This window comes from Chryseobacterium sp. SIMBA_029 (assembly GCF_046535275.1).
Classification (GTDB): Bacteria; Bacteroidota; Bacteroidia; order Flavobacteriales; family Weeksellaceae; genus Chryseobacterium.
In genome coordinates this window covers 442,009-466,239 of record NZ_JAWRXA010000001.1, presented here as the reverse complement: position 1 = coordinate 466,239, position 24,231 = coordinate 442,009, and the positions used below count along the sequence as shown (strand labels likewise).

Below are 24,231 nucleotides of genomic sequence, written 5' to 3'. Positions count from 1 at the left end.
AGGTTACTACATATTCAGTTTCTGAAAGTTGATCTTCTTTATATAAAGCATTATTGTTTAAAAATATTGAAAATAAATTAAAAAAGCACTTCATTTTTTTTAAACCGGTTCAGAATACATCCTAAAATCTACCATACATTTCTATAAAAAAATAAGATGGAAAATGGATGAAGGAAATAGACTGACTCAATAACAGATATAGCTATTTTTCATACGCTTTATCAGGTGTTTTTGATATTGAATTTTCGCTATTATTTTTTATATTATTAAGAATAATTCAAAATAACGGTTATGCGGTTTAAAATGATAAAAAACAGTTTTTTTTATCGACCTTTTATTTAATCATCCTTATTTTTGCATGTCAAGTAAAAAAAATTCATGAAGAAGCTCCAAGATATTCTTATCTCAACCAGAACGATGGCTGTGTTGCTGTTGATCTATGCATTTGCGATGGCATATGCTACGTTCTTAGAAAACGATTACGGAACGCCCACGGCGAAAGCATTAATTTATGAAGCAAAATGGTTTGAATTAATCATGGTGCTGCTCATTCTTAACTTTATCGGAAACATCGGAAGATACCGACTTTGGAAAAAAGAAAAATGGCCGGTTTTAGTGTTTCACCTTGCATTTATTTTCATTTTCATTGGGGGTGCTATCACAAGATACATCAGTTTTGAAGGACAGATGCATATCAGAGAAGGGGAAACTTCAAATGAAATTGTAACCGACAAAAATTTCTTTAAGATTCAAATTGAAGAGAAAGGAGATGTCCTTAATTATCAGGATGTTCCTTATTTGATGTCTCCGTTGCATAAAGATTTTAATGCATCGTATGATTTCCACGGAAAAGAAGTGAAAGTTTCTGCAGTACAATACATTCAGAGAAAAAAAGACAGTCTGATTGCTGATCCAAATGGTGCGGAATATCTTCATTTGGTGTCGACAGGGCAGACTGGAAGACAGAATATTTACATTAAACCGGGAGAAACAAAATCTGTGAACGGAACATTGGTTGCCTTCAACAGATCAATTGACGGCGCTGTAGAATTTAAAAATGAGGGCGGAAAATTATTTGTTAAAACTCCTGTTGATGCTACTTACATGACCATGGCTACCCAAGCTACGGGAAATACAGTTAAAGATCAATTCCAGCCTCTTGCATTAAGAAGCTTATACAGCATCAATGAATTGAAACTGGTAGTTCCTGAAGGTCTTAAAAAAGGAAGACTATTGGCTTTTGAAGGTGACAGAAAGAAAGATCAGGCTGTTCCGGATATGCTGACAGTTGAAATTCAGGGGCCGAAAACAAAACGTCTTGTCGATTTATCAGTAGAAAAAGGAAATCCTAATGCCTTCAAGCAGGTAACAATGGATGGATTGAATATGATGGTAGGGTACGGTCCTAAAGTATACAATACTCCGTTTGCCCTGAAACTGGATGATTTCGTTATGGAAACATACCCGGGAAGTTCATCACCAAGTGCTTATGAAAGTCACGTTAAAATTATTGACGGAGGTAAAGAAACTCCTTATAAAATCTATATGAACCACGTTCTTAATCACGGAGGATACCGTTTCTTCCAATCCAGTTTCGATCCGGACAGAATGGGAACCGTACTTTCTGTTAACCATGATTTCTGGGGAACTTTAATCTCTTATATCGGATATACGTTTCTGTTTTTAGGAATGTTTGTTATTTTCTTCTGGAAAGGAACTCATTTCTGGAAATTGAATAAAATGCTTACCGATGTTAATAAGAAAAGAGCTGCCGGTGTACTTTTACTGTTCTTAAGTTTAGGTTTACAGGCTCAAAAAATTGAAACTCACGGAACAAGTGATGGGAGCAGAGAGCATGTACACGTAGAAGGTGACGGACACACCCATGCGGTAGCTCCTGAAACTGCACATGCGCAGGAAGGGGCAGCGCCAAAACAGAATTCTCTGGCAGCGCCGTTGAGCAAAATGAAACTGATTTCTGCGGATGAGATCATTGCGAGAAATAAAATAAGTGAAGAACATGCTGATAAATTTGGGTACCTTTTGGTTCAGAATTTTGATGGTAGAATTGTTCCGATCAATACAGAAGCTCTTGATGTTTTAAGAAAACTCTATAAAAAAGATGCATTCAGAGGAACGGATGGAAAATACCTTACGGCTAACCAGTGGTTCCTTTCAATCAATACAGATACTCCGAGCTGGACGATGGTTCCAATGATCAAAATCGGTTCAAAAGGAGGTGATGAATTAAAGAATAAAACGAAGGCTGACGAAGATGGGTACACTTCATTAATGAACCTGTTCCCGGCTGATGCCAACGGAAATCTTGTGTACATCCTGGAACACGATTATAATACGGCATTCCGTAAGAAACCGGCTGAACAGACGAATTATGATAAAGAGGTGATTTCGGTCAACGAAAGAGTACAGATCTTTAACGAATTTTTCAGTGGTCAGTTTATGAGAATTGTTCCCGTGAAAAATGATGCCAACCATACATGGCATTCTTGGCTGGACCAGAAATTCGAACCGGATATGGAGTCTCAGCAAGTGATGGGACCTTATTTCGCAGAAGCTCTGGCAGCTCAGAAATCAGGAGATTGGAGCAAAGCGGATGCTGAACTGGCAAAACTTTCAGACTATCAGCAAAAATGGGGGAAAAGTGTAGTTCCTGCAAAATCAAAAGTAGATCTTGAAGTATTCATGAATACCGTGAACATCAACTTCAAATTACTTATTTTCTATACCATCATTGGTGGATTGTTGTTAATATTAGGTTTTGTTGAACTATTTAAATCTAATAAGCTCTTAAATAAAATCATCAAAATCATCATTGCTTTAGGGTTAATCGGGTATATCTGTCATTTCTTAGGATTGGTAGCAAGATGGTATATTTCTGGACATGCGCCTTGGAGTAACGGATATGAAGCAATTATCTTCATCTCGTGGGTAGGAATTTCAGCAGGTTTAGTGCTGTACAGAAACTCCAACGCTTTAATTCCGGCAGCCGGATTTATGGTGGCAGTTATTATGATGGGATTTGCGCACGGAGGTTCAGCACTTGATCCTCAGATCACACCGCTTGTGCCTGTATTGAAGTCATACTGGCTGATTGTTCACGTAGCAATTATTACTTCCAGTTACGGATTCTTTGCCCTGTCGATGATCATCGCAGTAATCTGTCTGGTATTCTTTATCATTGCCAACAAAGAGACTTATAAACTTCACCATGATACTACCTTGAAAGAATTGGTCATTGTATCTGAAATGTCTCTTACGATAGGTCTGTTCGCATTAACTGTAGGAAACTTCTTAGGAGGAATCTGGGCGAATGAATCATGGGGTAGATACTGGAGCTGGGACCCGAAAGAAACATGGGCTTTCATCTCGATTATGGTATATGCTTTCGTACTCCACATGAGATTGGTTCCGGGCTTAAGAAGCAAATGGGCTTTCCACGTTGCAACAATGTTTGCATTCTGCTCAATGGTGATGACTTATTTCGGAGTTAACTATTACTTAAGTGGTCTTCACTCGTATGCAGCAGGAGATCCGGTTCCGGTTCCGGCTTGGGTATATATCGGATTATCTTCAATGCTTTTATTATCTGTTGTTTCTTACTTTAAGTTTAAAGTTTTAAATCAAAAATAAGACAACTTATTATATCATATAAATCCCGGAAATCATATTTCCGGGATTTTTTTGTGCTATACTTTAATCAACTTAGGAAAATGAAGCGTTAAAAATTCCCACTGTTTTGAGTATGGGACAGAATTTAGGACCGAGGAATAAAACGCAGATTCGCACAAGTTTTGGAGATTTTAGCATTCATTTTTCAGTCTTCAACTTTTGTTTCTTTTGCTTCAAGATGAAAGAAATTTGATGAAAAATGCATTCACACTACAAAATCTTATAGTAAAAAAAATCAAAATTTATATTTCATAAACCAAAATTTATATTTAGCTTTATGATATCAAATTAATATCATTATAAATTACACTTATGGAAAAAGTTTTAAAACCAATGTCAGGCTACTTAGCTTTAATTATTTGTTTAGTACTGTTTGTAGCTGCAGTATATTTCTTCATCAGCGGAGTTGATCAGAGCATTACTTTTGTGGTACTCTCGGTACTTTGTTTTCTGCTTTTCTGTTTTTTCATGAAGGGCCTGATGATCATTCAGCCGAATCATTCCAGAGTATTGAATTTTTTTGGGAAGTATGTAGGAAGCGTAAAAGATAATGGGCTTTTCTTCATCAATCCATTGTATTCATCACAAAAAATTTCGCTTCGTTCGGAAAACTTACAGGGCCAAACGCTGAAGGTTAATGATAAAATGGGTAATCCAATCGAGATTGCTGTGGTAATGGTTTGGAAGGTAGGAGATACCTATAAAGCGGCTTTTGATGTAGAACGGTATTCAGATTTCGTAAGAATGCAGAGTGAAGCAGCAGTACGTCATCTAGCAATGAGTTTCCCTTATGACAACCTGGAAGATGATCACGCACCGATTACTTTAAGAGAAGGTGGAGATAAGATCAATTCTATCCTGGAGCAGGAATTGACTGACCGTCTTTCAAAAGCGGGAATTATCATTCAGGAAGCGAGAATTTCACATCTTGCCTATGCTTCCGAAATTGCCGGCGCCATGTTGCAAAGACAACAGGCTACAGCGATCGTTGCAGCAAGAACAAAAATTGTAGAAGGAGCCGTAGGAATGGTTGAGTTGGCGTTGAACAAACTTTCAGAAAAAAACATTGTAGAGTTGGATGATGAAAGAAAAGCAGCGATGGTAAGCAATCTGATGGTTGTTTTATGTGGCGAAAAAGCAGCAACACCTATTGTGAATGCCGGAACTTTATACAACTAAATTTAAACTGGATAGCAATTAGAATATAATGAAAGAACAAAAAGCTCAAAATCCATCTGAAAGCACCTCAAAAGGTAAAAAATCTTTTGTGTTGAGGATTGATGAGTCTACCTACAAACTCCTCGAAAAATGGGCTAGTGATGAATTCAGGAGTGTAAACGGGCAGATTGAGTATATGCTTCACCAAAGTCTTATAGATTCCGGAAGAAAAAAGAAAGAAGGATGAAAAAGGTCTAACGATTTATAAATAATACAATTACTTAATAAAAAAAAAGGAAAGCAGAGAATATTCTCTGCTTTCCTTTTTTTATGTTGAATGTTTATAAGCTTATTCAAAAATCGACGAAAAATACGAGCTGATAATAGTCCAGAAATTTTTACCCAGGAAATAAATCAAAGTCGAAGTGATAATACCTTTTACCGTAAAAAAGATGATTCCTCCTACGCCAAAACGCTTAACCCATTGTTTCCATTTCGAATGATTTTCTTTTTCTACAGGTTCTTTTATAGGTGCATTACTTTCCATCACTGAAATTATAAAATTACTGTACAAAGGTAATCATGTTTATAACTAGTCCAAATAAAAATTTGTTAAAAAAATTAAAATTTTGTGATTCACATAATATTTTTATCTTTAGAGGAAACGAAAAGTAACATTTTATGTCTAAAAAAGTAAAGGATTTCGGGATCGAAAAGACTCTGATCAATCTAGGTATTAAAGATGAAAATAAAGGAACTTCGGTAGGTGGAAAGTTTTTTGCATCAGGAAAAACTATCGAAAGTTATTCACCGTCAGACGGAAAATTAATTGGTACCATAAAAATGTCCGGAGAGAGTGATTATGAAAAAGTAATTACCACTGCTCAAAAGGCATTTCAGGAATTCAGATCAATCCCGGCACCGAAAAGAGGAGAGATTGTAAGACAGTTAGGCCAAAAATTAAGAGAGTATAAAGATGATTTAGGAAAACTTGTTTCTTATGAAATGGGTAAATCTTTACAGGAAGGTTTAGGAGAAGTACAGGAAATGATCGATATCTGCGATTTTGCAGTAGGTCTTTCAAGACAGCTCCATGGATATACGATGCATTCGGAAAGACCTGGTCACAGAATGTACGAACAATATCATCCACTGGGGATTGTAGGGGTAATTACTGCTTTCAACTTCCCGGTTGCCGTTTGGGCGTGGAACACTGCTTTATCATGGATCTGCGGTAACGTTACCATCTGGAAGCCATCAGAAAAAACTCCTTTCTGTGCATTTGCATGTCAGAATATCATGAATGAAGTTCTTAAGGAAAATAATCTTTCAGAAGGTATTTCCAGTCTATTGGTTGCAGATCATGAGATCGGACAGCGATTGGTGGAAGACAAGAGAATTTCGTTAATTTCTTTCACAGGTTCTACAAGAGTAGGAAGAATGGTTTCTTCTAAAGTAGCAGAAAGATTCGGGAAATCAATCCTTGAATTAGGTGGAAATAACGCGATTATTATCTCTAAAGATGCTGATATCGACATGTCCATTATCGGAGCTGTTTTTGGAGCTGTAGGAACTGCAGGACAAAGATGTACCAGCACAAGAAGACTGATTATTCATGAAAGTGTATATGATGAAGTAAAGAAAAGACTGGTAAAAGCATATGGGCAGCTGAAAATAGGAAATCCACTGGATGAAAATAACCATGTAGGGCCTCTTATTGACGTAGATGCTGTTAATCAATACGAAGAAGCGATCAAAAAATGTAAAAAAGAAGGCGGTAAATTTGTCGTAGAAGGCGGTGTATTGTCAGGGAAGGATTATGAATCCGGATGTTACGTGAAACCTTGTATCGCAGAAGTTAAAAACTCTTATGAGATCGTTCAGCACGAAACTTTTGCTCCTATTTTATATCTGATTAAATATAAAACATTAGAAGACGCAATTGCGATCCAAAATGATGTTCCTCAGGGATTATCATCTGCAATCATGACTCAGAATTTAAGAGAAGCAGAATTATTCCTTTCTCATGCAGGTTCAGACTGTGGAATTGCCAACGTAAATATAGGAACTTCAGGTGCTGAAATCGGAGGTGCTTTCGGAGGTGAAAAAGAAACTGGTGGCGGTAGAGAATCCGGTTCTGACGTTTGGAAATACTATATGAGAAGACAAACCAATACTATAAATTACACGGCTCAACTTCCTTTAGCACAAGGAATTAAGTTTGACTTGTAAAATTCTAATTTAAATCATTTAACGATTTAAAAATTTAAAAATTAATAACCTGGAATGCTTAAATCTTTTTAACCATTCAATTTTTAAATCAAACACAGTTAACTATGGAACAAACAATTGATATAAAAGCAAATAAAGTAAAAGAAACAGTAGGCAGACATGTATTGGCAGACGGTTTCGACTTCGTGATGGATATAGAAAGATCCCACGGATCATGGCTGTATGATAAACTTTCTGACAGAGAATATTTAGATATGTTTTCCATGTTTGCATCGGCTTCTGTGGGGTACAATCACCCTTATCTTGTTGAAAGATCAGCATGGTTAGGAAAAATGGCGGTTAACAAGCCAACCCTTGCTGACGTGTATTCCGAAGAATATGCTCACTTTCTGGAAGTTTTCGAAAGAGTGGTGATTCCTCAGGAATTGCAGTATGCCTTTTTTATTGAAGGAGGAACATTGGGTGTTGAAAATGCGATGAAAGCATGTTTCGACTGGAAAACCCGTAAGAATTTTGAAAAAGGACTTGATATTGAGGCAGGAATCTGCATCCATTTCAGACAGGCATTTCACGGAAGAAGCGGATATACTTTAAGCTTAACCAATACTTCAGACCCAAGAAAATATCAATATTTCCCGATGTTTGAATGGCCGAGAATCTTGAACCCTAAATTAACTTTCCCGATCACAGAAGAAAACCTGGAGGAAACGATCAAAAATGAAAGACTGGCTTTGCTGCAGATTGAAGAATCTATTCTGATGAATCCTAACAAAGTAGCGTGTATCATTATTGAGCCTATTCAGGCTGAAGGCGGCGATAATCACTTCAGAGATGAGTTCTTTACCGGGCTGAGAAAGATCTGTGATGATAACGAAGTTTTGTTGATTTTTGATGAAGTTCAGACCGGAATCGCAATTACTGGTGAAATGTGGGCATTCCAGCATTTTACCGCTAAACCGGACATAATTTCTTTCGGTAAAAAAGCACAGGTTTGTGGTGTATTGGCCAACAAAGAAAAGTTTGATGAAATTCCGAATAACGTTTTCAGAGAAAGCTCAAGGATCAATTCTACTTTTGGAGGAAACTTTATCGACATGCTAAGATTCCAATTGGTGATGGAAGTAATCGAAAAAGAAAACCTTGTTGAAAATGCAAAAGTAGTCGGAGAATACCTGTTGGAAGGTTTACAGAATTTAGCTCAGAAGCATCCTGAAAAGATTTCAAATGCAAGAGGAAGAGGATTAATGTGTGCCATTGATTTACCTTCCGCAGCAGATAGAAATCATCTGGTTAATGAGCTTTTCAAAGATGGATTGATCATCTTATCATGTGGAGATCAGTCGATTCGTTTCAGACCTCACCTGAATGTTACCAAAGGAGAAATTCAGTTAGCGTTAGATAAAATTGAAAATAATATTAACAAAATTTAAAACCGAACATTTGTAATTTTAAAAAAAACATTGTACATTTAGATACTCAAACGTTATAGAACTATGGAAAGAAGTACGAGAGTATCCGTTTTTGAAAGTGATAAACCTTCAGAAATTCAGTTGATCAAATCTAAATTGGATGATGCACAAATTACAAATGCAGTCGAAAACAGTTATCTGACTTTTACAACTACGCCCACGGCGACATCGTTAAAGATCATGGTAGATTTGGAACAGGAGAAGAAAGCATTCGAAATTATTGATGCATATCTTCAACAAAGTGAAAACCAATAAAAACAATTTCATAATTTTAAATTTTACTACTTCGAACCGAAAATTAATTTTAATTAGTTTTCGGTTTTTTAATTCAAATAATAAGTACCAATCTCAATGGTAACATTGAAAAATAAAGTTCATCCCAACCCGACTGAGATGGGCTTTAATGGTTAAACACAGTTAATCTTACATTTTAAATTAATATTCATACGAATGAGTTCAACAGAAATTAAACTAAGGAAAGCCGAAATTGAAGACCGGGATGTCATCTGGGAAATGATTAAGCAGTCCATTGAACGAAGAAGACAAGACGGAAGTACGCAGTGGCAGAATGGCTATCCTAACATCAATACCGTAGAAAGTGATATTGCAAAAGGGTTCGGCTATATTCTTACTGTTGATGGAGAACCTGCGGTATATTCCGCTTTGATTCTAAATGATGAGCCTGCTTACAGCACGATTGAAGGAGCGTGGCTGAGTAATGGAGAGTTTGTGGTAGTCCACAGAGTGGCTATAGATGAGAAATTTGCAGGGCAGGGATTGGTAAAAAAGCTTTTTGATCATATTGAAGAATTCACCAAATCCCATGGAATTCAAAGTGTTAAAGTAGATACCAATCATGATAATATGGCCATGTTGAAAATTCTTGAAAGCAAAGGATATTCATATTGCGGCGAGGTGGTTTTGGCAGGCGGAATAAGAAAGGCTTTTGAGAAGATTATAATTTAGGGGAAAAGTTAAATCCATTTCCATTGAATTTTTAAAACGTCCTGTATTCATAAACTCTATCGGGTTTGTTCGTTTAGTTCTGAACTAATTTTTTACTTTTGGTGAAATTTTTCTAATATGCACCAAAGTATAGAAATTGACGAGAAAATTTTTCAAGATGCGGTAAAATTCTACGGAACTATTTTTAATATTCCTCCTTTAGCTTCAAAAATTTATGCTTATCTGCTTTTCGATTACGAAAAAGTGGGGATTACTTTTGATGAATTTGTAGAAGTATTGTCTGCAAGCAAAAGTTCTGTTTCCACAAGCATTTCTTTATTACTGAACGCACAGCTGATCATCGACCACAACAAGATGGACGAAAGGAAAAGGTATTTTTTCACTAACGACGAGTATAAAAAAATACGGTTTGAAAAAATAGTTCAGAAAATGAAGGATGAATTAAAGCTGCTGGATGATCTCAACCACTTCAAAAAAGTTCAGGATGAAGATTACAATGAAAAAATTGAAGCCTATAAAGCACTTTTAAATAAAAACATTTTAAATATTCAGGAATCTCTTAATAAACTATAAAATGAATAATAAACTAGTTATACTTTCTATTGCAGCGTTTTCACTCACAGCCTGCAAAAAAGAAGCTCCAAAGCAGGACGGTGCAAAGCCGTATCCTGTCGTTAATGTGGAGGCGAAAAATATCGTAGGTTATCAGACATTTCCGGCTACCATCCAGGGTAGAGTAAATAATGATGTACGCGCGAAAATACAGGGATATATCACTCAGGTTTTAGTGGATGAGGGGCAGTATGTAACAAAGGGGCAGCCTTTGTTCCGTCTTGAAACCAATATCCTGACAGAGAATGCAGCAGCAGCAAAAGCCGGAATCGGTGCGGCTGAATCCACCATTGCAGCTTCACAGGCAGCGGTAAATGCAGCTCAGGTCGAAGTGAATAAATTAAAACCTTTGGTGGCTAAAAATATCATCAGTGATGTTCAGCTGCAAACAGCACAGGCTAATTTAGCCCAGGCAAAAGCTCAGTTACAGCAGTCAATGGCAGCAAAACAACAAGCCTCAGCCAATTACAAAGGAGTAGCAGCGAATATTGAATATTCCATTATCCGTGCGCCTATTTCAGGAGTTATCGGTAAACTTCCTTTAAAAGTGGGAAGTTTAGTAGGTCCAACAGATCAGACTGCTTTAACTACCATTTCAGATACTTCCCAGTTATTTGCTTATTTTTCAATGAATGAAAAAGAGTATTTTGATTTCCTGGAAAAATCTCCGGGTTCTACAATGTCTGAGAAGATCAAAAATCTTCCGATGGTAGAATTACAATTGGCCAACGGAAGTATTTATTCTGAAAAGGGTAGAATTGAAGCTATTACAGGACAAATTGATGCTACTACAGGGACTATTCAGTTCAGAGTTGCCTTCAACAACCCTCAGAAATTGTTGAGCAACGGAAACAGCGGATCTATCAGACTTCCAAAAACATATGATAATGTATTGGTCGTTCCTGAAAGTGCAACCTATGAGCAGCAGGGTATTGTTTACGTTTATAAAGTTGAAAAAGATACTGCCAAAAACGTAGTCATTAATGTGATCGACAGAATCGACAATATGGCTTTAATAAAATCAGGGGTAAATAAAGGCGAGACTATTGTGGCTGCTGGTATTGGTGGTTTAAAATCAGGAACTCCGATAAAAAAACAACCTGTAAAAATGGACAGTCTTGTACAATCTATAAAACCGAAATTCTAACATGATAAAAAACTTTATAAACAGACCGGTTCTATCCACCGTTATATCAATTCTTATTGTTATACTCGGGGTATTGGGACTGATCTCTTTACCAGTTACACAGTATCCCGATATTGCGCCGCCTACCGTAAGTGTTACAGCAAACTATACCGGTGCCAATGCGGAAACTGTAATGAAAAGTGTTGTAGTGCCTTTGGAAGAACAGATCAATGGGGTGGAAGGAATGGACTACATTACTTCCAGTGCAGGGAATGACGGTTCAGCACAGATCCAGGTATTCTTCAAACAAGGAATTGATCCCGATATTGCCGCGGTAAACGTACAGAACCGTGTTACCAGAGCAACACCATTACTTCCGAGTGAAGTAACCCGTTCGGGAGTCGTAACACAGAAGCAGCAGACGAGTGCTTTGATGTATATGTCTTTCTATTCTGAAAACAAAGACTTAGACGATGTATATCTTCAAAACTTCTTGAATATCAACGTTATTCCAAACTTGAAAAGGATTAATGGAGTAGGTGATGCTAACGTTTTCGGAGGTAAAAACTACTCAATGAGAGTTTGGCTGGACCCTTCAAAAATGGCAGCGTACGGATTAACTCCGGATGATGTTACTACAGCGATTAATGAGCAGAGTAGAGAAGCAGCAGCGGGTTCTATCGGACAAAACAGTGGAAGTTCTTTTGAATATATCATTAAATATGTCGGAAAATTCAACGAAAAAGAGCAATACGACAATATCATCATTAAAGCACTTCCGGATGGACAGAATTTAATGCTGAAAGATGTTGCTAAAGTTGAATTGGCAGGGCAGTCTTACACCGGAATCGGGGAAAATGGAAACAGTCCGTCCATCAGTATGGGGATCTTCCAGACACCGGGTTCCAACGCTCAGGAGATTATCAAAAATATTAAGACCTATCTGAAATCAGCAGAAGGAAGTTTCCCTGAAGGAGTAAAATATACTTTTAACTTTGATACCAACGAATTCTTGGATGCATCTATTGAAAAGGTAGTTCATACCCTGATTGAAGCATTTATCCTGGTATTTATTGTGGTATATATCTTCTTACAGGATTTCAGATCTACCTTAATTCCGGCCATTGCGGTTCCGGTATCTATTGTAGGTGCGTTTTTCTTCCTGAATTTATTTGGATATTCATTAAACCTTTTAACCTTATTCGCATTGGTTCTTGCGATTGGTATTGTGGTAGATGACGCGATTGTCGTCGTCGAGGCCGTTCACGCCAAGATGGAACATGGTATTTCGGATGCTAAAAAGGCAACCGTAGAGGCGATGGATGAGATTACAGGAGCTATTATTTCCATTACACTGGTAATGGCAGCGGTATTCGTTCCGGTAACTTTCATTACAGGTCCTACCGGGGTTTTCTACCAGCAGTTTGGGATTACTCTTATTATAGCGATTATCATTTCTGCGATTAATGCATTAACGTTAAGTCCGGTTTTATGTTCCTTATTCTTAAAGCCTCACGATGCGCATCATGCAGAATATAAAAACTTAAACTTTTTACAGAAATTTTTCTACAAGTTTAACATTGCTTTCAAAACGACAACAGACCGTTATGGAAGAGGATTTGTATTCTTGTTGAGACATAAATGGGTGACGCTGATCATCTTTGCCGTAACAGGAGGTATTCTTTACTGGGCAAGTACTACCATGAAAAAAGGTTTCGTACCTACTGAAGACAGAGGGATCATCTTTACAGACGTACAGCTTCCTCCGGGAGCTTCTATGGAAAGAACATATAACGTATTGAAAACACTTCAGGCTAACGCATTAAAAGTTCCGGGAGTACAAAACGTTACCATTTCTACAGGTAGAGGTTTCTTATCCGGAAACGGAAGTAATAACGGTCTTGCTTTCATTAAATTAAAACCATTTGATGAACGAAAAAAAGGAGGCCAGACGTCTGAAGATATTACAAAACAGTTATTTGGGATCTCAGGAAAAGTTCCGGATGCGAAAGTCGTATTCTTCCAGCCGCCAAGTGTACCAGGTTTTGGTAACAGTGCCGGTTTTGAGATGGTATTGCTGGATAAATCAGGAGGTGATTATGCCGATCTTGATGACAAAACCAATCAATTCATCGGAAAACTGATGCAGAGACCCGAAATTGAATTTGCTCAATCCTCATTTAATACAAAATATCCTCAGTATCAGATGGACATTAATGTTCCTTTGGCCAAACAGGTAGGAGTTTCTGTAAGTACGATTCTGAGCACGATGCAGGGATATATCGGAGGGGTGTATACCGCCGACTTTACGAAATACGGAAAACAGTTCAGGGTAATGGTTCAGGCTCTTCCGGAAAACAGAAAGAGTATTGAAAATTTAAATGAACTGTATGTAAGAACAGCTTCAGGAGTAATGTCACCGATTTCTCAGTTTGTAACGCTGAAAAAAGCATATGGTCCGCAATCGGTAAGCCGATATAACCTGTTTACTTCTGTGAAGATTACAGGCGCCAACTCTGCAGGATACAGTTCCGGGGATGCAATTACAGCCGTTCAGGATGTGGCGAAAGAAACTTTAAATCAAAATTATGATGTAGAGTTTACGGGGTTAACAAGGGAAGAATTGAATTCAGGGTCTCAGACACTTCTGATCTTTGGATTAAGTTTAGTCTTCGTGTACTTCATCCTTTCTGCTCAGTATGAAAGTTATATTCTTCCACTGGTGGTGGTTATTTCACTTCCTCTTGGGGTAATGGGAGCGTATTTTGGTCAGAAAATAATGGGCTTGGAAAACAATATCTATTTCCAGATTGCATTGATTATGTTGGTAGGATTGCTTGCGAAAAATGCGATTTTGATCATTGAGTTTGCCGTCCAGAGAAGACACCATGGGGAAACCATTGTCATGTCTGCCATCAATGCTGCAAAAGCGAGGTTAAGACCTATTTTGATGACGTCATTTGCCTTTATCTTCGGTTTACTACCATTGGTGCTGGCAAGCGGAATTGGTGCGGTAGGTAACAGATCTATTGCAACAGGTGCTGCGATCGGATTATTAATAGGTACTGTTTTAGGGCTTTTTGTAATTCCTGTATTGTATGTTATTTTCCAAACTTTACAAGAAAAAGTGAAACCTATTAAAAAAGAAGAGATCAATTTAGCAGAATAAAAATCTTTAAGATTTATCATAATGAAGAGTTTATTAAACATCATAAAAGGAATAACTTTTTCAGTCGCAATTCTGGCAGCCGTTTCATCTTGTATGGCGAGAAAAGAATACGAAAGACCGAAAAATGTTGTTGACGAAAAGCTTTTCCGAACAGATATGCTTCCTTCAGACAGTACCAATATGGCGGATGTTTCATGGAAAGAAATTTTCACGGATCCGATACTGCAGGGGCATATTTCCAAAGCGTTGGAAAACAATTTAGACATTAGAATTGCATTGCAGAGCATTACTTCTGCAGAAGCATATTTAAAACAAAGTAAAGCAGCTTACGAACCTACCCTAACAGTAGGACCGGGCTATACTTTCCAGACCCAGTCTTTGAATACCCAAACCGGGAAATTATTTGGAGACAGACGGTATATCAACCAGATTGATATTACGGCAAGTATAGGTTGGGAAGCTGATATCTGGGGAAAACTGAAAGCTCAGGAAAAAGCACAGTTGGCAACGTATTTAGGAACTGTTGCTGCCCACAAAGCAGTAAAAAGTGACCTGGTAGCGTCCGTTGCCTCTGCGTATTATCAATTGTTAACCTATGATGCTCAAAAAAGAATCATTGCAGAAACAATTGCTGTTCGTGAGAAAAACCTGGAAACTACGAAAGCTTTAAAACTGTCAGGAACAGTTACAGAAGTTGCCGTGCAGCAGAGTGAAGCATTGGTTTTTAACGCAAAATCTTTGCTGATTGATACCGATACCCAGATTCAGCTGTTAGAAAACACCATGAGCTTACTGATGGGTGTACCTTCCAATTCTATTGAAAGATCTACGCTGGAATCACAGAATATTCCGATCGATCTGAAATTGGGATATCCTGCTCAGTTATTAGCAAATCGTCCTGACGTGATGAGAGCAGAATATAATCTGATGAATGCTTTTGAATTGACAAACTCAGCAAAAGCCCAGTTTTATCCTACGCTGAAGCTTACAGGAAGTGGAGGAATACAATCACTGGATATTGATCATTTGTTCAGTGTGAACTCTCTGTTTGCAAGTGTGGTGGGTGGTTTAGCACAGCCTATTTTAAATAAAAGAGCGATCAAAACCAACTATGATGTAAGTTTAGCTAATCAGGAAACGGCTTATCTGAACTTCAGAAAAGCTGTTCTTACGGCAGGGAAAGAAGTTTCCGATGCCATCAGAGTATTCTCTGTTCAGGACTCTTATATCGACCTGAAAAGAAAAGAGCTTGATGCTTACAAAAAGTCGGTAGATTATTCTCAGGAACTCGTGAACTACGGTATGGCCAACTATCTTGAAGTATTGAATGCCAGCGTAAATTCATTGAATGCTGAGCTTAATATTTCGAATGCAGAATACAGTAAAATGAAAGCAGGAATAGATCTTTACCAGGCTCTAGGCGGAGGCTGGAAATAATTTAAACCGCAATCAATAACACAAAGCGTATGTCAGTAATGGCATACGCTTTTTTAATGTATTCAAATGTTCTTCTTTTAATTCTCTATTAATAGAAATATTATTATATTTGAAATTCACAAAACTAAATTCATAACTATGAAAAATTTCAAAAAAATTTCAAGGGAACAATTGAAGCAGGTAAGGGGTGCAGGAGCAATACCTAATCCTACGACATGCAGTAAAGGTTATATCTACATGTGTCAGGCAGAGGCAGCATGCTTTCCAGAGCAGGACATATGGGATTGCGCTTGCGGATGTGTTCCGATTACCTAATGACAACAACTCAGCCCTCATCCAAGAGGGCTTTTTTATTTCTTTGTTGTAAAATTTTCACTAATAATGACAAGAACAACAAAGAATAAATAAATTAAACTTGCATATATGTAGTTAACTACGTAGTTTTGTATTGTAAAAATAATCATCTTATGAAATTAGAGATCCGTACCCTAGACAATTCTTATTCAGAGCAAGCAACAGATCTTATTTTGAATATTCAGCAAAAAGAATTTAATGTCCCGATTACCATTCATGATCAGCCTGATTTGGCTCAGATCGAAAGTTTTTATATTGAAGCAGGAGGAAACTTTTGGGGCGCATTCATCAATGGAGAATTGGTAGGAACCATCGCATTAGTGAAATTTAATGAAAAAGAAGGAGCCATTAGAAAGATGTTCGTTAAAAAAGAATTCAGAGGAAAAGAGCTCAATATTGCACAGTTTTTATTGGAAATTTTAATTTCTTTCTGTCGGGAAAAAGGAATAGAGAACCTATATTTGGGAACTGTAAATATATTAAAGGCTGCAATCCGGTTCTACGAAAGAAATCAGTTTTATGAAATTCAGAAAGAAAATCTGCCTGCCAGTTTTCCTTTAATGAATGCCGATAACGTATTTTACCATCTCAAAATAAACGAAAACAGATGAATATAATTGATGAATCAGGCATTCTGGCCATTTCACCCCGGTTACAGCGTCTCAGCGAACAGCTCAGAAAAGATGGTGCCTTGATTTACAAAGAATTCGGTATCGACTTTGAACCTAAGTGGTTTCCGGTAATCTTAACCCTCCACCATAAAAAAGAATTGAGCATTGTAGAAATAGCCAATGAAATAGGATATACCCATCCTTCAACCATCAGTCTTTTGAAAGAGCTGGAAAAGAAACAATTGATCCTGTCCAAAAAAGACAAACAGGATGAACGTAAACGCCTGATTGAAGTAACATCTAAAGGAGAAGCCCTTGTTGAACAAATGAAGCCGGTTTGGGAACTGATTAAAAAAGTTTTGGGTGAGATCGCAGATAATGAAAACAACCTGCTGGCTGCCATCAATGAAGCTGAAACAAAGATTGCTGAACAGTCTTTCTACCAAAGAGCACTGCAATTGAAAAATTCTAAATAGGATATAAAATTGATAAAAACTGGCTGTAATGTTATCACAACTATGGCATTGAAATTTTATGAAATAAAATTGATGAAAATATTTGCATATATAGTTTAAATACTTACTTTTGTACCGCTTTAGAAAAAGATATAAGCAAATAGTTGGGGAATTAGCTCATCTGGCTAGAGCGTTAGACTGGCAGTCTAAAGGTGACGGGTTCGATCCCCGTATTCTCCACTAAATCAAGGAGTTACAATTTATTTGTAACTCCTTTTGTATTTAACATTGGGAAACTATTTATTCTTCTGCATGTAGAGAATTTAATTAATAAGTATGAATAAGAAGTCTTTAATAATTTTAACCTGTTTAGTTACAGGATTTTTATTAGCAGGAACATTTCTATCTTTAAGAATTTACGACTCATTAGATGTTAATAATCAATTGAATAAAGAAATAATACAATCTTTTTTCTTTAAAAGTTTAATTCAATCATATGTATTATTTCCTTTTGCATACATTTTTTATAAAAGTCTAAAAATTAAATAAATTGACTTGAAAAAATAGAATAAGAATCACAATCACAATATGTGCGATTTAGTACACCATCACTGGTGACTGCCAGTCTAAAGGTAACGGGTTCGATCCACGTATTCTCCACAATAAAAAAGAGTTACAGTGTTAATTGTAACTCTTTTTATTAATAATCTTCCCCTTATGTTCTGAGATTTCCAATGTAAATTCATGCTCTAAATTAGAAAATCAGATGGATTATAGACTTCTCGAGCGGGATACAGAAATAAGATACACTAAATGAGCAAACATACTTCGTTTTACCGATTCTATTTTTACATCTCCGGTGGTTTGGTTGATAGTAGCAACTAAATCGGTGTTACACTGCCCGCTAAAAGAACCACTTCCTAAATAATTGGCTACATTCGTACTGGGATATGATATTCTTGGGAAGTCCGGCGCAACCTGTTCTGCTGCTGTTGCTCCGCCAATGTATCCTTTATTATCAATATAACGGGCAGACCACGTTCCCAGAAACTGTCCATTTCCAGTATTGATGCCTTGTCCAACAATAATTTGCGTGTCTACAGATCTGTTAAAGCCTGCACAAGAACTGTAATGGTTTACACTTACTGTACAAGAAGAAGCATTATCTGTGGGTGTAAAGCACTTTCCTTCATATACAGTCAGTCTTTGCTCTGCAGCACTGGTAGAAGTGTTTAACAGCGCTTTAGGTGAGAAAATTTCTTCCGGAGAGATCAGTCCCAAAACACCAAGATCGTTGGCAACAACAATTTTGTTTTCGGTATTTGATAAACTTCTTATTCTTGTACTACCATTCACATCCAGCGTATTGGTAGGAGTGGTTGTGTTAATTCCTACCTGCGCATTGGAATAGCTAATAAAGGTAATTGCTAAAAAAAGATAAGCTTTTGTTTTCATGGTGTAGTTATAGTTTTAAACGTATTTATAATTATTCCCTAAATATAGAAATAAATAAAAAAAGGAAAAAATATTATTCAAATAAATATTGTTTATTAAAAAATAATAATGCTAATATTAGTTTATGATCAATAATTTGAATTTCATAATATAAAATTGATGAGAACTTAAAATTCAAAAAACGGAATTTCATTCATTATTTCCTGTCAGAATTCAGGATGGAAAAAGAAGAGGAAATCTCAATTGCAAAATAAATGGATAATAATAAATTTTTAATGAGATATTCTCAATTTAATAATGGTTTCATAAAATAAAGCGTATAAAAAGTAGAGAAATAAAATTTAAATTATATATTTGCCGGAGCCAAAAGATCTATAAGATTAATTGAAAGAATAACAGGAATGTATTCTATTAAAACTATTATAAAAACTATGAAGAAATTTTTTTTACTTTTGTTAATGACATTTATATCAATCGGATGTAGCTCTGATGATGACACTATTTATGATTACATCGGAACATGGTCTGGCACTTACGAGGGCAGCGACAAAGGGGTTTGGAACATCGTAGTAGCAAGTGATGGGAAAGTGAAAGGAACAATGCATTCTGATGTGAATAATGAAAACTATAATATTTCCGGAAATCTAAGTACTTCAGGAGAGCTTAACGCAAGTATAGGGCTTCCTTCAGATGGAGATTTTAGAGGAACACTCACTACCGATAAAATTGGAAACGGAAACTGGTCTAATGCAGTTCCAACACCTACCAGAACCGGTACCTGGAAAGGAGAAAAAGAATAATGCATTTTAAATAATTAGAAAGCCTGCAATTAACATTGCAGGCTTTTTTATTTTTAAACAAATCCCATATGGGTAATATCTCCATTTTTTTTCAATACCATAAAGTAGATCAGAACTTCTGCCTCAGAAAAATGATTTTCAATATTGATTTCATTGTACTGATTGATCGGAATACTTTTTTCAATGGCTTCCGCAGTATACTGTGCAAAATCAATTTTTAGAGTAACAAGTACTGCTTCGTCTGCAGAACAATCTTTTCGAAAACGAATGATTTTATCTTTTATCATTACGATTTCAGTTACTGGATTTGCTTTTGTTCCAAAAGTAAATGTTTTAAGAAGTCCTTTCCCCTGGTCTGTTTCTAATCCCTTTTTAACCGTACGTTTTCCTCTTTCGGACATGAGATCCAGATTTTTTATCTCAGTCATTACTTTAGCAAATTGCTGATAGAGCAGGGGATCTCCTGCTTGCCTGATGTATTGGTCAAGAGCTGTTCTTATCACTTTTCCGGTTTTAGAACAGTGTCCGAATTCAGAACTGTTCTGCCGTACTTTTTCGTACGCAGGACTTTTTTTAAAGGCTGTTTTATTGAACCCGCTTTTCTTTCTTACTACATTTTTTCCGTTCAGCTCATAAAAAACAAGACCTCCAACTGTTCCTTTTATTTTAATTAAACTTTCATATGTTGCCATATCTTATAATAGGAACCAAATATAATGATAATTAAGAGAATACAAAATTTTAACATATATTTATCATATAGTTGTAGTATAGTTAAAGTATATTTATTATATAAAAGTGTATATTTGTCATAATTTAAGTTAGTTTAGTAAAAATCAGACAGATATGATACCTGGATTATTTGAGAAAAAAAATAGAATAAAGCAGTTTTGTGCTTTGCTGATTGCCTCTTCACTGATTGTTTCCTGTGGAAGTTCAAAAAATGTAGCTTCTAAGAAAAATACCAGCACAAAATCCGTTGCCAAAGCTGAAAATCTCAGAAAACTGGATTCAAAATTCGACGGTAACGTTTCAAGATCAATTAATGATGTCCTGAAAGATGCCGAAAAATACATTGGAACTCCTTACAAGTTCGGGGGAAATACCTCCTCCGGTTTCGACTGTTCCGGTTTTACGGTAAAAGTTTTTGAAGAAAATGACTTTTCTCTGCCCAGAAGATCTTCTGATCAGGCCGAAGCAGGTAAAAACATAGATATTAAAGATGTAAAGCCTGGAGATCTGCTGTTTTTTGCCACAGCCGGAGGAAGCAGAGTTTCTCACGTAGGAATTGTGCATGATATCGGAAGTGATGGAGAAGTGAGATTCATCCATGCTTCAACCTCAAAAGGAGTAATGATTTCTTCCTTAAACGAAAAATATTGGAACAAGGCCTATCTGCATGCCCAAAGAGTTTTATAAGGCTTTCAATCAATAATCCGAATGGAAAATACTGCTTTTGCCTTTATCAAAACAGATAAAAAACTGGTTAAATTATTCTTTAACGACATCACTGTAATTAAAGGGCTGGGGAATTACGTGGAAATTCATACCGTTCACGATAAGAAATACATCTATTATAAAAGCCTTAAAGACCTCATAGAAAGTCTTCCCAATGAATTTATGCGCATTCATAATTCTTATATTGTGAACCTCACCAACATTGAATATTTTGAGGATAATCATATCATCATAAAAGAAATGAAGATTACCGTTGCAAAAAGTTATCGCGAATGTCTTTCTAATACCCTTCAGAATAGAATGCTTTAACCGTCCACATCAAAAAAACAGCATACTGAATAATACTTTCTATAACGGACATAATAAAATTGCCAGCTTCTTTTATTCCTTTTACATTGCTCTAAAAATGAATTACAATGAACAAAGAAGAAGCTTTAGAGTATATTAAAACACATAATCTGATAGGAATTAAAGCAGGTTACGAAGGCCATAATTTTTTAGAAATATGGATGGTAGTGGTTCAAGACCGGGTCTTTGCCCGTTCCTGGGGACTGGCGGAAAAGAGCTGGTATAATAGTTTTATAGAAAATCCGGCAGGAGAGATCCAATGCGGGGATTCCCAATTTACCATTAACGGATTTGTTCCTCATGATAAAGATGAGCTGGCAGATGCAATTAATCAGGCATATTTAACAAAATACAACACCGGGCATAATATTAAATATGCAAAAGGAATTGTCACCGAAAAACATATTGAAAAAACCATGGAATTTATCTTTTGTGAGTAAAGAAATATTGTGATGATTCAGACAAAAAAAGAAGAAGCTAGGAAAGAGGTTATTCCATCGAATTTGTAGATTAGACCAAACTTTTGTATTTTTGATCCTTATAATAGAGTCATACTTTATACAGTAAAAATAATAAATTAAATAAGAAATATGTCATTACAACAAACTATTGAAAACATCTGGAATAATAGAGATTTATTGCAAAATGAAGACAGCAAAAAAGCCATCAGAGAAGTTGTTTCTTTATTGGATTCCGGTGAACTTCGTGTTGCTGAACCTACAGAAAACGGATGGCAGGTAAATGAATGGGTGAAAAAAGCGGTAGTGATGTATTTTCCGATTCAAAAAATGGAAACCATTGAAGTAGGTCCGTTTGAATTTCATGATAAAATTCCATTGAAGAGAAACTATGCAGAAAAAGGAGTGCGAGTGGTACCTCATGCAGTAGCGAGAGAAGGTTCTTTCATTGCTTCAGGAGTGATCTTAATGCCTTCATACGTTAATATCGGTGCTTATGTAGATTCCGGGACGATGGTTGATACCTGGGCTACCGTAGGAAGCTGTGCACAGATCGGTAAAAACGTTCACCTAAGTGGTGGAGTGGGTATCGGTGGAGTATTGGAACCATTACAGGCTGCTCCGGTTATTATCGAAGACGACTGTTTCATCGGTTCAAGATGTATCGTTGTAGAAGGAGTGCATGTAGAAAGAGAAGCTGTTTTGGGAGCTAATGTTGTATTGACTGCCTCTACAAAAATCATTGATGTAACAGGTAATACGCCTATTGAAATCAAAGGAAGAGTTCCTGCCCGTTCAGTAGTAATTCCGGGAAGCTATACAAAACAATATCCGGCTGGAGAATTTCAGGTTCCTTGTGCCCTAATCATCGGTCAGAGAAAAGAATCTACAGATAAGAAAACCTCTCTTAATGATGCTTTAAGAGAAAATAATGTGGCTGTCTAGTTTTTAAAAACAGAAAGAACATTTAAAAATAAATACTATAAACCCTGAATATCTATTTAGGGTTTATATTTTGTAACATAGTAAAAATCATCTGCGAGAGTTTACCACAATCATCTGTGTAAATCTGAGAAATCTGTGGTCAAATACTGGAGCAAAATAAATAATTGGAAATAGTAATGATAATCCTCGTAACGGAGATACAAAATAGGAAAGCTATTCTGCTCCCGAGTTTTATAAAAGAAGATTTAAAATAGTAAAATCCAATGTGATGTACCAATAAAATTGTACTTTTGGAGCATTCCAGCACATTCAAAAACAAACAAAATTATGAAGATTGCCTTTGATGCAAAACGTTTTTTTCACAATACATCCGGATTAGGCAATTATTCAAGAGACCTGGTAAGAATACTTTCTACATATTATCCTGAAAATGAATACTTCCTGCTGAATAAAAATAAATCTGAACGCGGAAAAGAGATTCTGGAGAAGCCCGATGTTCACTTTATTGAAACATCAAAAGGAAACTTCTCCCGTCAGTTAAAAATGGGTAAAGATGCTCAAAAGCAACATGCCGATATCTTTCATGGATTGTCCGGAGAATTACCGTTGCGATGGGGGAAAGAACCCATTAAAAAAGTAGTGACTATTCATGACCTTATCTTTATGAGATATCCCCAGTATTATTCATTTTTTGACAAGAAAATACACCTTTGGAAGTTTAAAAAAGCGGCAGAATCTGCGGATAAAATCATTGCGATTTCCGAACAGACAAAGCAGGATATTATCACTTATTTAAAAGTACCGGAAAGCAAAATTGAAGTTATTTATCAAGGCTGTCATCAGGCTTTTAAAGAACAACAGCCGGAAGATTTTATAGAACATACAAAACAGAAATACCAGCTTCCGGGAAGGTTTATTTTAAATGTAGGAACTATCGAAGAGCGGAAAAATCTGCTTAATATTGTAAAAGCAGTCCATGAAACCGAAATTCCTCTTGTAGTAGTCGGCAAAAAGACAAAATATTTCACAAAAATAGAGCAGTACCTCAAAAAAAATAAGATGGAAAAACAGGTGCATTTTCTTGAGGGTGTGACCATGGATGAACTTGCTGCCATCTATAAGCTGGCCGATATCTTTGTGTATCCAAGTTTTTTTGAAGGATTTGGAATTCCGGTGATCGAAGCACTTTTTTCAAAAACAGTTGCTGTTACCAGCAATACCAGCTGCCTGCCCGAAGCGGGTGGAAAAGATTCAGTATATATTGATCCTGCAAATTATTTAGATATTAAAGCGAAAATACAATTTCTCTGGGATAGTGAGTCCGAAAGAAAACGCCGTGCTGATAAGGGTTTCGAGTTTGCTCAGAAATTTAATGACCAGCCTATCGCAGCACAGCTGATGCATTTTTATCAAAAAATTATGTAAAAAATAGTTTCAGTTTAAAAATAAATACTACATTTGCAACACAATCTTCAACATAATGAAACC

The 24,231-nt window shown here is 36.4% G+C and carries 23 protein-coding genes and 1 tRNA gene; 21 read left to right on the top strand and 3 right to left on the bottom strand.

Going from position 1 to position 24,231, the window contains the following annotated elements:
* Positions 1-378 precede the first annotated feature (378 nt).
* The 3 genes from ccsA (at position 379) to SB679_RS02265 (ending at position 5,095) form a co-directional block, all read left to right on the top strand.
* Complete coding sequence (gene ccsA, locus SB679_RS02275; RefSeq protein WP_410700620.1) at positions 379-3,651, top strand: cytochrome c biogenesis protein CcsA; 3,273 nt, start codon at positions 379-381, stop codon at positions 3,649-3,651.
* Positions 3,652-4,002: 351 nt separating this feature from the next.
* Complete coding sequence (locus tag SB679_RS02270; RefSeq protein WP_410700619.1) at positions 4,003-4,869, top strand: SPFH domain-containing protein; 867 nt, start codon at positions 4,003-4,005, stop codon at positions 4,867-4,869.
* Positions 4,870-4,897: 28 nt separating this feature from the next.
* On the top strand, positions 4,898-5,095 hold the full coding sequence (locus tag SB679_RS02265; RefSeq protein WP_034714693.1) for a hypothetical protein: 198 nt from the start codon (positions 4,898-4,900) through the stop codon (positions 5,093-5,095).
* A 102-nt stretch (positions 5,096-5,197) separates the two neighbouring features.
* Here the strand turns inward: SB679_RS02265 and SB679_RS02260 are convergent, their stop codons facing one another.
* A complete protein-coding gene (locus SB679_RS02260; RefSeq protein ID WP_410700618.1) occupies positions 5,198-5,395 on the bottom strand; it encodes a hypothetical protein in 198 nt (65 codons plus the stop codon).
* Positions 5,396-5,529: 134 nt separating this feature from the next.
* On the opposite strand from SB679_RS02260, the gene SB679_RS02255 reads away from it, so the two are divergent.
* From SB679_RS02255 to SB679_RS02200, 12 genes are all read left to right on the top strand, one after another.
* Complete coding sequence (locus tag SB679_RS02255) at positions 5,530-7,080, top strand: aldehyde dehydrogenase family protein (protein ID WP_410700617.1); 1,551 nt, start codon at positions 5,530-5,532, stop codon at positions 7,078-7,080.
* A 104-nt stretch (positions 7,081-7,184) separates the two neighbouring features.
* The gene (gene lat / locus SB679_RS02250; RefSeq protein ID WP_410700616.1) at positions 7,185-8,510 is read left to right on the top strand and encodes an L-lysine 6-transaminase; all 1,326 of its coding nucleotides are present in this window, start codon (positions 7,185-7,187) and stop codon (positions 8,508-8,510) included.
* Positions 8,511-8,573: 63 nt separating this feature from the next.
* Entirely contained in the window at positions 8,574-8,804 is a 231-nt protein-coding gene (locus tag SB679_RS02245; protein WP_410700615.1) for a DUF2007 domain-containing protein, read from the top strand.
* A 195-nt stretch (positions 8,805-8,999) separates the two neighbouring features.
* Entirely contained in the window at positions 9,000-9,515 is a 516-nt protein-coding gene (locus SB679_RS02240; RefSeq protein WP_410700614.1) for a GNAT family N-acetyltransferase, read from the top strand.
* A gap of 117 nt (positions 9,516-9,632) precedes the next feature.
* Positions 9,633-10,088: a transcriptional regulator gene (locus SB679_RS02235; protein WP_034714706.1), complete on the top strand. Its 456-nt coding sequence runs from the start codon at positions 9,633-9,635 to the stop codon at positions 10,086-10,088.
* Position 10,089: 1 nt separating this feature from the next.
* A complete protein-coding gene (locus SB679_RS02230; RefSeq protein WP_410700613.1) occupies positions 10,090-11,274 on the top strand; it encodes an efflux RND transporter periplasmic adaptor subunit in 1,185 nt (394 codons plus the stop codon).
* A gap of 1 nt (position 11,275) precedes the next feature.
* On the top strand, positions 11,276-14,422 hold the full coding sequence (locus SB679_RS02225) for an efflux RND transporter permease subunit (protein ID WP_317739689.1): 3,147 nt from the start codon (positions 11,276-11,278) through the stop codon (positions 14,420-14,422).
* 21 nt (positions 14,423-14,443) lie between these two features.
* A complete protein-coding gene (locus tag SB679_RS02220) occupies positions 14,444-15,859 on the top strand; it encodes an efflux transporter outer membrane subunit (RefSeq protein ID WP_410700612.1) in 1,416 nt (471 codons plus the stop codon).
* A gap of 138 nt (positions 15,860-15,997) precedes the next feature.
* The gene (locus tag SB679_RS02215; protein ID WP_410700611.1) at positions 15,998-16,174 is read left to right on the top strand and encodes a bacteriocin-like protein; all 177 of its coding nucleotides are present in this window, start codon (positions 15,998-16,000) and stop codon (positions 16,172-16,174) included.
* Between the two features lie 152 nt (positions 16,175-16,326).
* Positions 16,327-16,824: a GNAT family N-acetyltransferase gene (locus SB679_RS02210; protein WP_410700610.1), complete on the top strand. Its 498-nt coding sequence runs from the start codon at positions 16,327-16,329 to the stop codon at positions 16,822-16,824.
* Positions 16,821-17,300 (top strand): MarR family winged helix-turn-helix transcriptional regulator, encoded by a 480-nt coding sequence (locus SB679_RS02205; RefSeq protein ID WP_410700609.1) that lies wholly within the window; start codon positions 16,821-16,823, stop codon positions 17,298-17,300. Before SB679_RS02210 ends, SB679_RS02205 begins: the two co-directional genes overlap by 4 nt.
* A 145-nt stretch (positions 17,301-17,445) precedes the next feature.
* Positions 17,446-17,519 (top strand) — tRNA-Ala (locus SB679_RS02200).
* Between the two features lie 531 nt (positions 17,520-18,050).
* Here the strand turns inward: SB679_RS02200 and SB679_RS02195 are convergent.
* Positions 18,051-18,734 carry a hypothetical protein gene (locus SB679_RS02195; protein WP_410700608.1) on the bottom strand — a complete coding sequence of 228 codons (684 nt, stop codon included), beginning with the start codon at positions 18,732-18,734 and terminating at the stop codon, positions 18,051-18,053.
* A gap of 431 nt (positions 18,735-19,165) precedes the next feature.
* On the opposite strand from SB679_RS02195, the gene SB679_RS02190 reads away from it, so the two are divergent.
* Positions 19,166-19,534 carry a hypothetical protein gene (locus SB679_RS02190; protein ID WP_410700607.1) on the top strand — a complete coding sequence of 123 codons (369 nt, stop codon included), beginning with the start codon at positions 19,166-19,168 and terminating at the stop codon, positions 19,532-19,534.
* Between the two features lie 53 nt (positions 19,535-19,587).
* Here the strand turns inward: SB679_RS02190 and SB679_RS02185 are convergent, their stop codons facing one another.
* Positions 19,588-20,226, bottom strand: a complete 639-nt coding sequence (locus SB679_RS02185) for a hypothetical protein (RefSeq protein WP_410700606.1) — start codon at positions 20,224-20,226, stop codon at positions 19,588-19,590.
* A gap of 154 nt (positions 20,227-20,380) precedes the next feature.
* Here SB679_RS02185 and SB679_RS02180 point away from each other — a divergent pair, with 154 nt between their 5' ends.
* The 5 genes from SB679_RS02180 (at position 20,381) to SB679_RS02160 (ending at position 24,168) form a co-directional block, all read left to right on the top strand.
* The gene (locus tag SB679_RS02180) at positions 20,381-20,953 is read left to right on the top strand and encodes a C40 family peptidase (protein WP_410700605.1); all 573 of its coding nucleotides are present in this window, start codon (positions 20,381-20,383) and stop codon (positions 20,951-20,953) included.
* 21 nt (positions 20,954-20,974) lie between these two features.
* Positions 20,975-21,301: a LytR/AlgR family response regulator transcription factor gene (locus SB679_RS02175; RefSeq protein WP_410700604.1), complete on the top strand. Its 327-nt coding sequence runs from the start codon at positions 20,975-20,977 to the stop codon at positions 21,299-21,301.
* Positions 21,302-21,408: 107 nt separating this feature from the next.
* Positions 21,409-21,780 carry a DUF2255 family protein gene (locus SB679_RS02170; protein ID WP_410700603.1) on the top strand — a complete coding sequence of 124 codons (372 nt, stop codon included), beginning with the start codon at positions 21,409-21,411 and terminating at the stop codon, positions 21,778-21,780.
* A gap of 150 nt (positions 21,781-21,930) precedes the next feature.
* Positions 21,931-22,743: a 2,3,4,5-tetrahydropyridine-2,6-dicarboxylate N-succinyltransferase gene (locus SB679_RS02165; RefSeq protein WP_410700602.1), complete on the top strand. Its 813-nt coding sequence runs from the start codon at positions 21,931-21,933 to the stop codon at positions 22,741-22,743.
* A 327-nt stretch (positions 22,744-23,070) separates the two neighbouring features.
* On the top strand, positions 23,071-24,168 hold the full coding sequence (locus tag SB679_RS02160; protein WP_410700601.1) for a glycosyltransferase family 4 protein: 1,098 nt from the start codon (positions 23,071-23,073) through the stop codon (positions 24,166-24,168).
* Positions 24,169-24,231: the final 63 nt, after the last annotated feature.

Excerpts from the sequence above, each read along its gene's own strand:
- ccsA (WP_410700620.1), top strand. The coding sequence starts at position 379 with ATGAAGAAGCTCCAAGATATTCTTATCTCAACCAGAACGATGGCTGTG.
- SB679_RS02270 (WP_410700619.1), top strand. The coding sequence starts at position 4,003 with ATGGAAAAAGTTTTAAAACCAATGTCAGGCTACTTAGCTTTAATTATT.
- SB679_RS02265 (WP_034714693.1), top strand. The coding sequence starts at position 4,898 with ATGAAAGAACAAAAAGCTCAAAATCCATCTGAAAGCACCTCAAAAGGT.
- SB679_RS02260 (WP_410700618.1), bottom strand. The coding sequence starts at position 5,395 with ATGGAAAGTAATGCACCTATAAAAGAACCTGTAGAAAAAGAAAATCAT.
- SB679_RS02255 (WP_410700617.1), top strand. The coding sequence starts at position 5,530 with ATGTCTAAAAAAGTAAAGGATTTCGGGATCGAAAAGACTCTGATCAAT.
- lat (WP_410700616.1), top strand. The coding sequence starts at position 7,185 with ATGGAACAAACAATTGATATAAAAGCAAATAAAGTAAAAGAAACAGTA.
- SB679_RS02245 (WP_410700615.1), top strand. The coding sequence starts at position 8,574 with ATGGAAAGAAGTACGAGAGTATCCGTTTTTGAAAGTGATAAACCTTCA.
- SB679_RS02240 (WP_410700614.1), top strand. The coding sequence starts at position 9,000 with ATGAGTTCAACAGAAATTAAACTAAGGAAAGCCGAAATTGAAGACCGG.
- SB679_RS02235 (WP_034714706.1), top strand. The coding sequence starts at position 9,633 with ATGCACCAAAGTATAGAAATTGACGAGAAAATTTTTCAAGATGCGGTA.
- SB679_RS02230 (WP_410700613.1), top strand. The coding sequence starts at position 10,090 with ATGAATAATAAACTAGTTATACTTTCTATTGCAGCGTTTTCACTCACA.
- SB679_RS02225 (WP_317739689.1), top strand. The coding sequence starts at position 11,276 with ATGATAAAAAACTTTATAAACAGACCGGTTCTATCCACCGTTATATCA.
- SB679_RS02220 (WP_410700612.1), top strand. The coding sequence starts at position 14,444 with ATGAAGAGTTTATTAAACATCATAAAAGGAATAACTTTTTCAGTCGCA.
- SB679_RS02215 (WP_410700611.1), top strand. The coding sequence starts at position 15,998 with ATGAAAAATTTCAAAAAAATTTCAAGGGAACAATTGAAGCAGGTAAGG.
- SB679_RS02210 (WP_410700610.1), top strand. The coding sequence starts at position 16,327 with ATGAAATTAGAGATCCGTACCCTAGACAATTCTTATTCAGAGCAAGCA.
- SB679_RS02205 (WP_410700609.1), top strand. The coding sequence starts at position 16,821 with ATGAATATAATTGATGAATCAGGCATTCTGGCCATTTCACCCCGGTTA.
- SB679_RS02195 (WP_410700608.1), bottom strand. The coding sequence starts at position 18,734 with ATGAAAACAAAAGCTTATCTTTTTTTAGCAATTACCTTTATTAGCTAT.
- SB679_RS02190 (WP_410700607.1), top strand. The coding sequence starts at position 19,166 with ATGAAGAAATTTTTTTTACTTTTGTTAATGACATTTATATCAATCGGA.
- SB679_RS02185 (WP_410700606.1), bottom strand. The coding sequence starts at position 20,226 with ATGGCAACATATGAAAGTTTAATTAAAATAAAAGGAACAGTTGGAGGT.
- SB679_RS02180 (WP_410700605.1), top strand. The coding sequence starts at position 20,381 with ATGATACCTGGATTATTTGAGAAAAAAAATAGAATAAAGCAGTTTTGT.
- SB679_RS02175 (WP_410700604.1), top strand. The coding sequence starts at position 20,975 with ATGGAAAATACTGCTTTTGCCTTTATCAAAACAGATAAAAAACTGGTT.
- SB679_RS02170 (WP_410700603.1), top strand. The coding sequence starts at position 21,409 with ATGAACAAAGAAGAAGCTTTAGAGTATATTAAAACACATAATCTGATA.
- SB679_RS02165 (WP_410700602.1), top strand. The coding sequence starts at position 21,931 with ATGTCATTACAACAAACTATTGAAAACATCTGGAATAATAGAGATTTA.
- SB679_RS02160 (WP_410700601.1), top strand. The coding sequence starts at position 23,071 with ATGAAGATTGCCTTTGATGCAAAACGTTTTTTTCACAATACATCCGGA.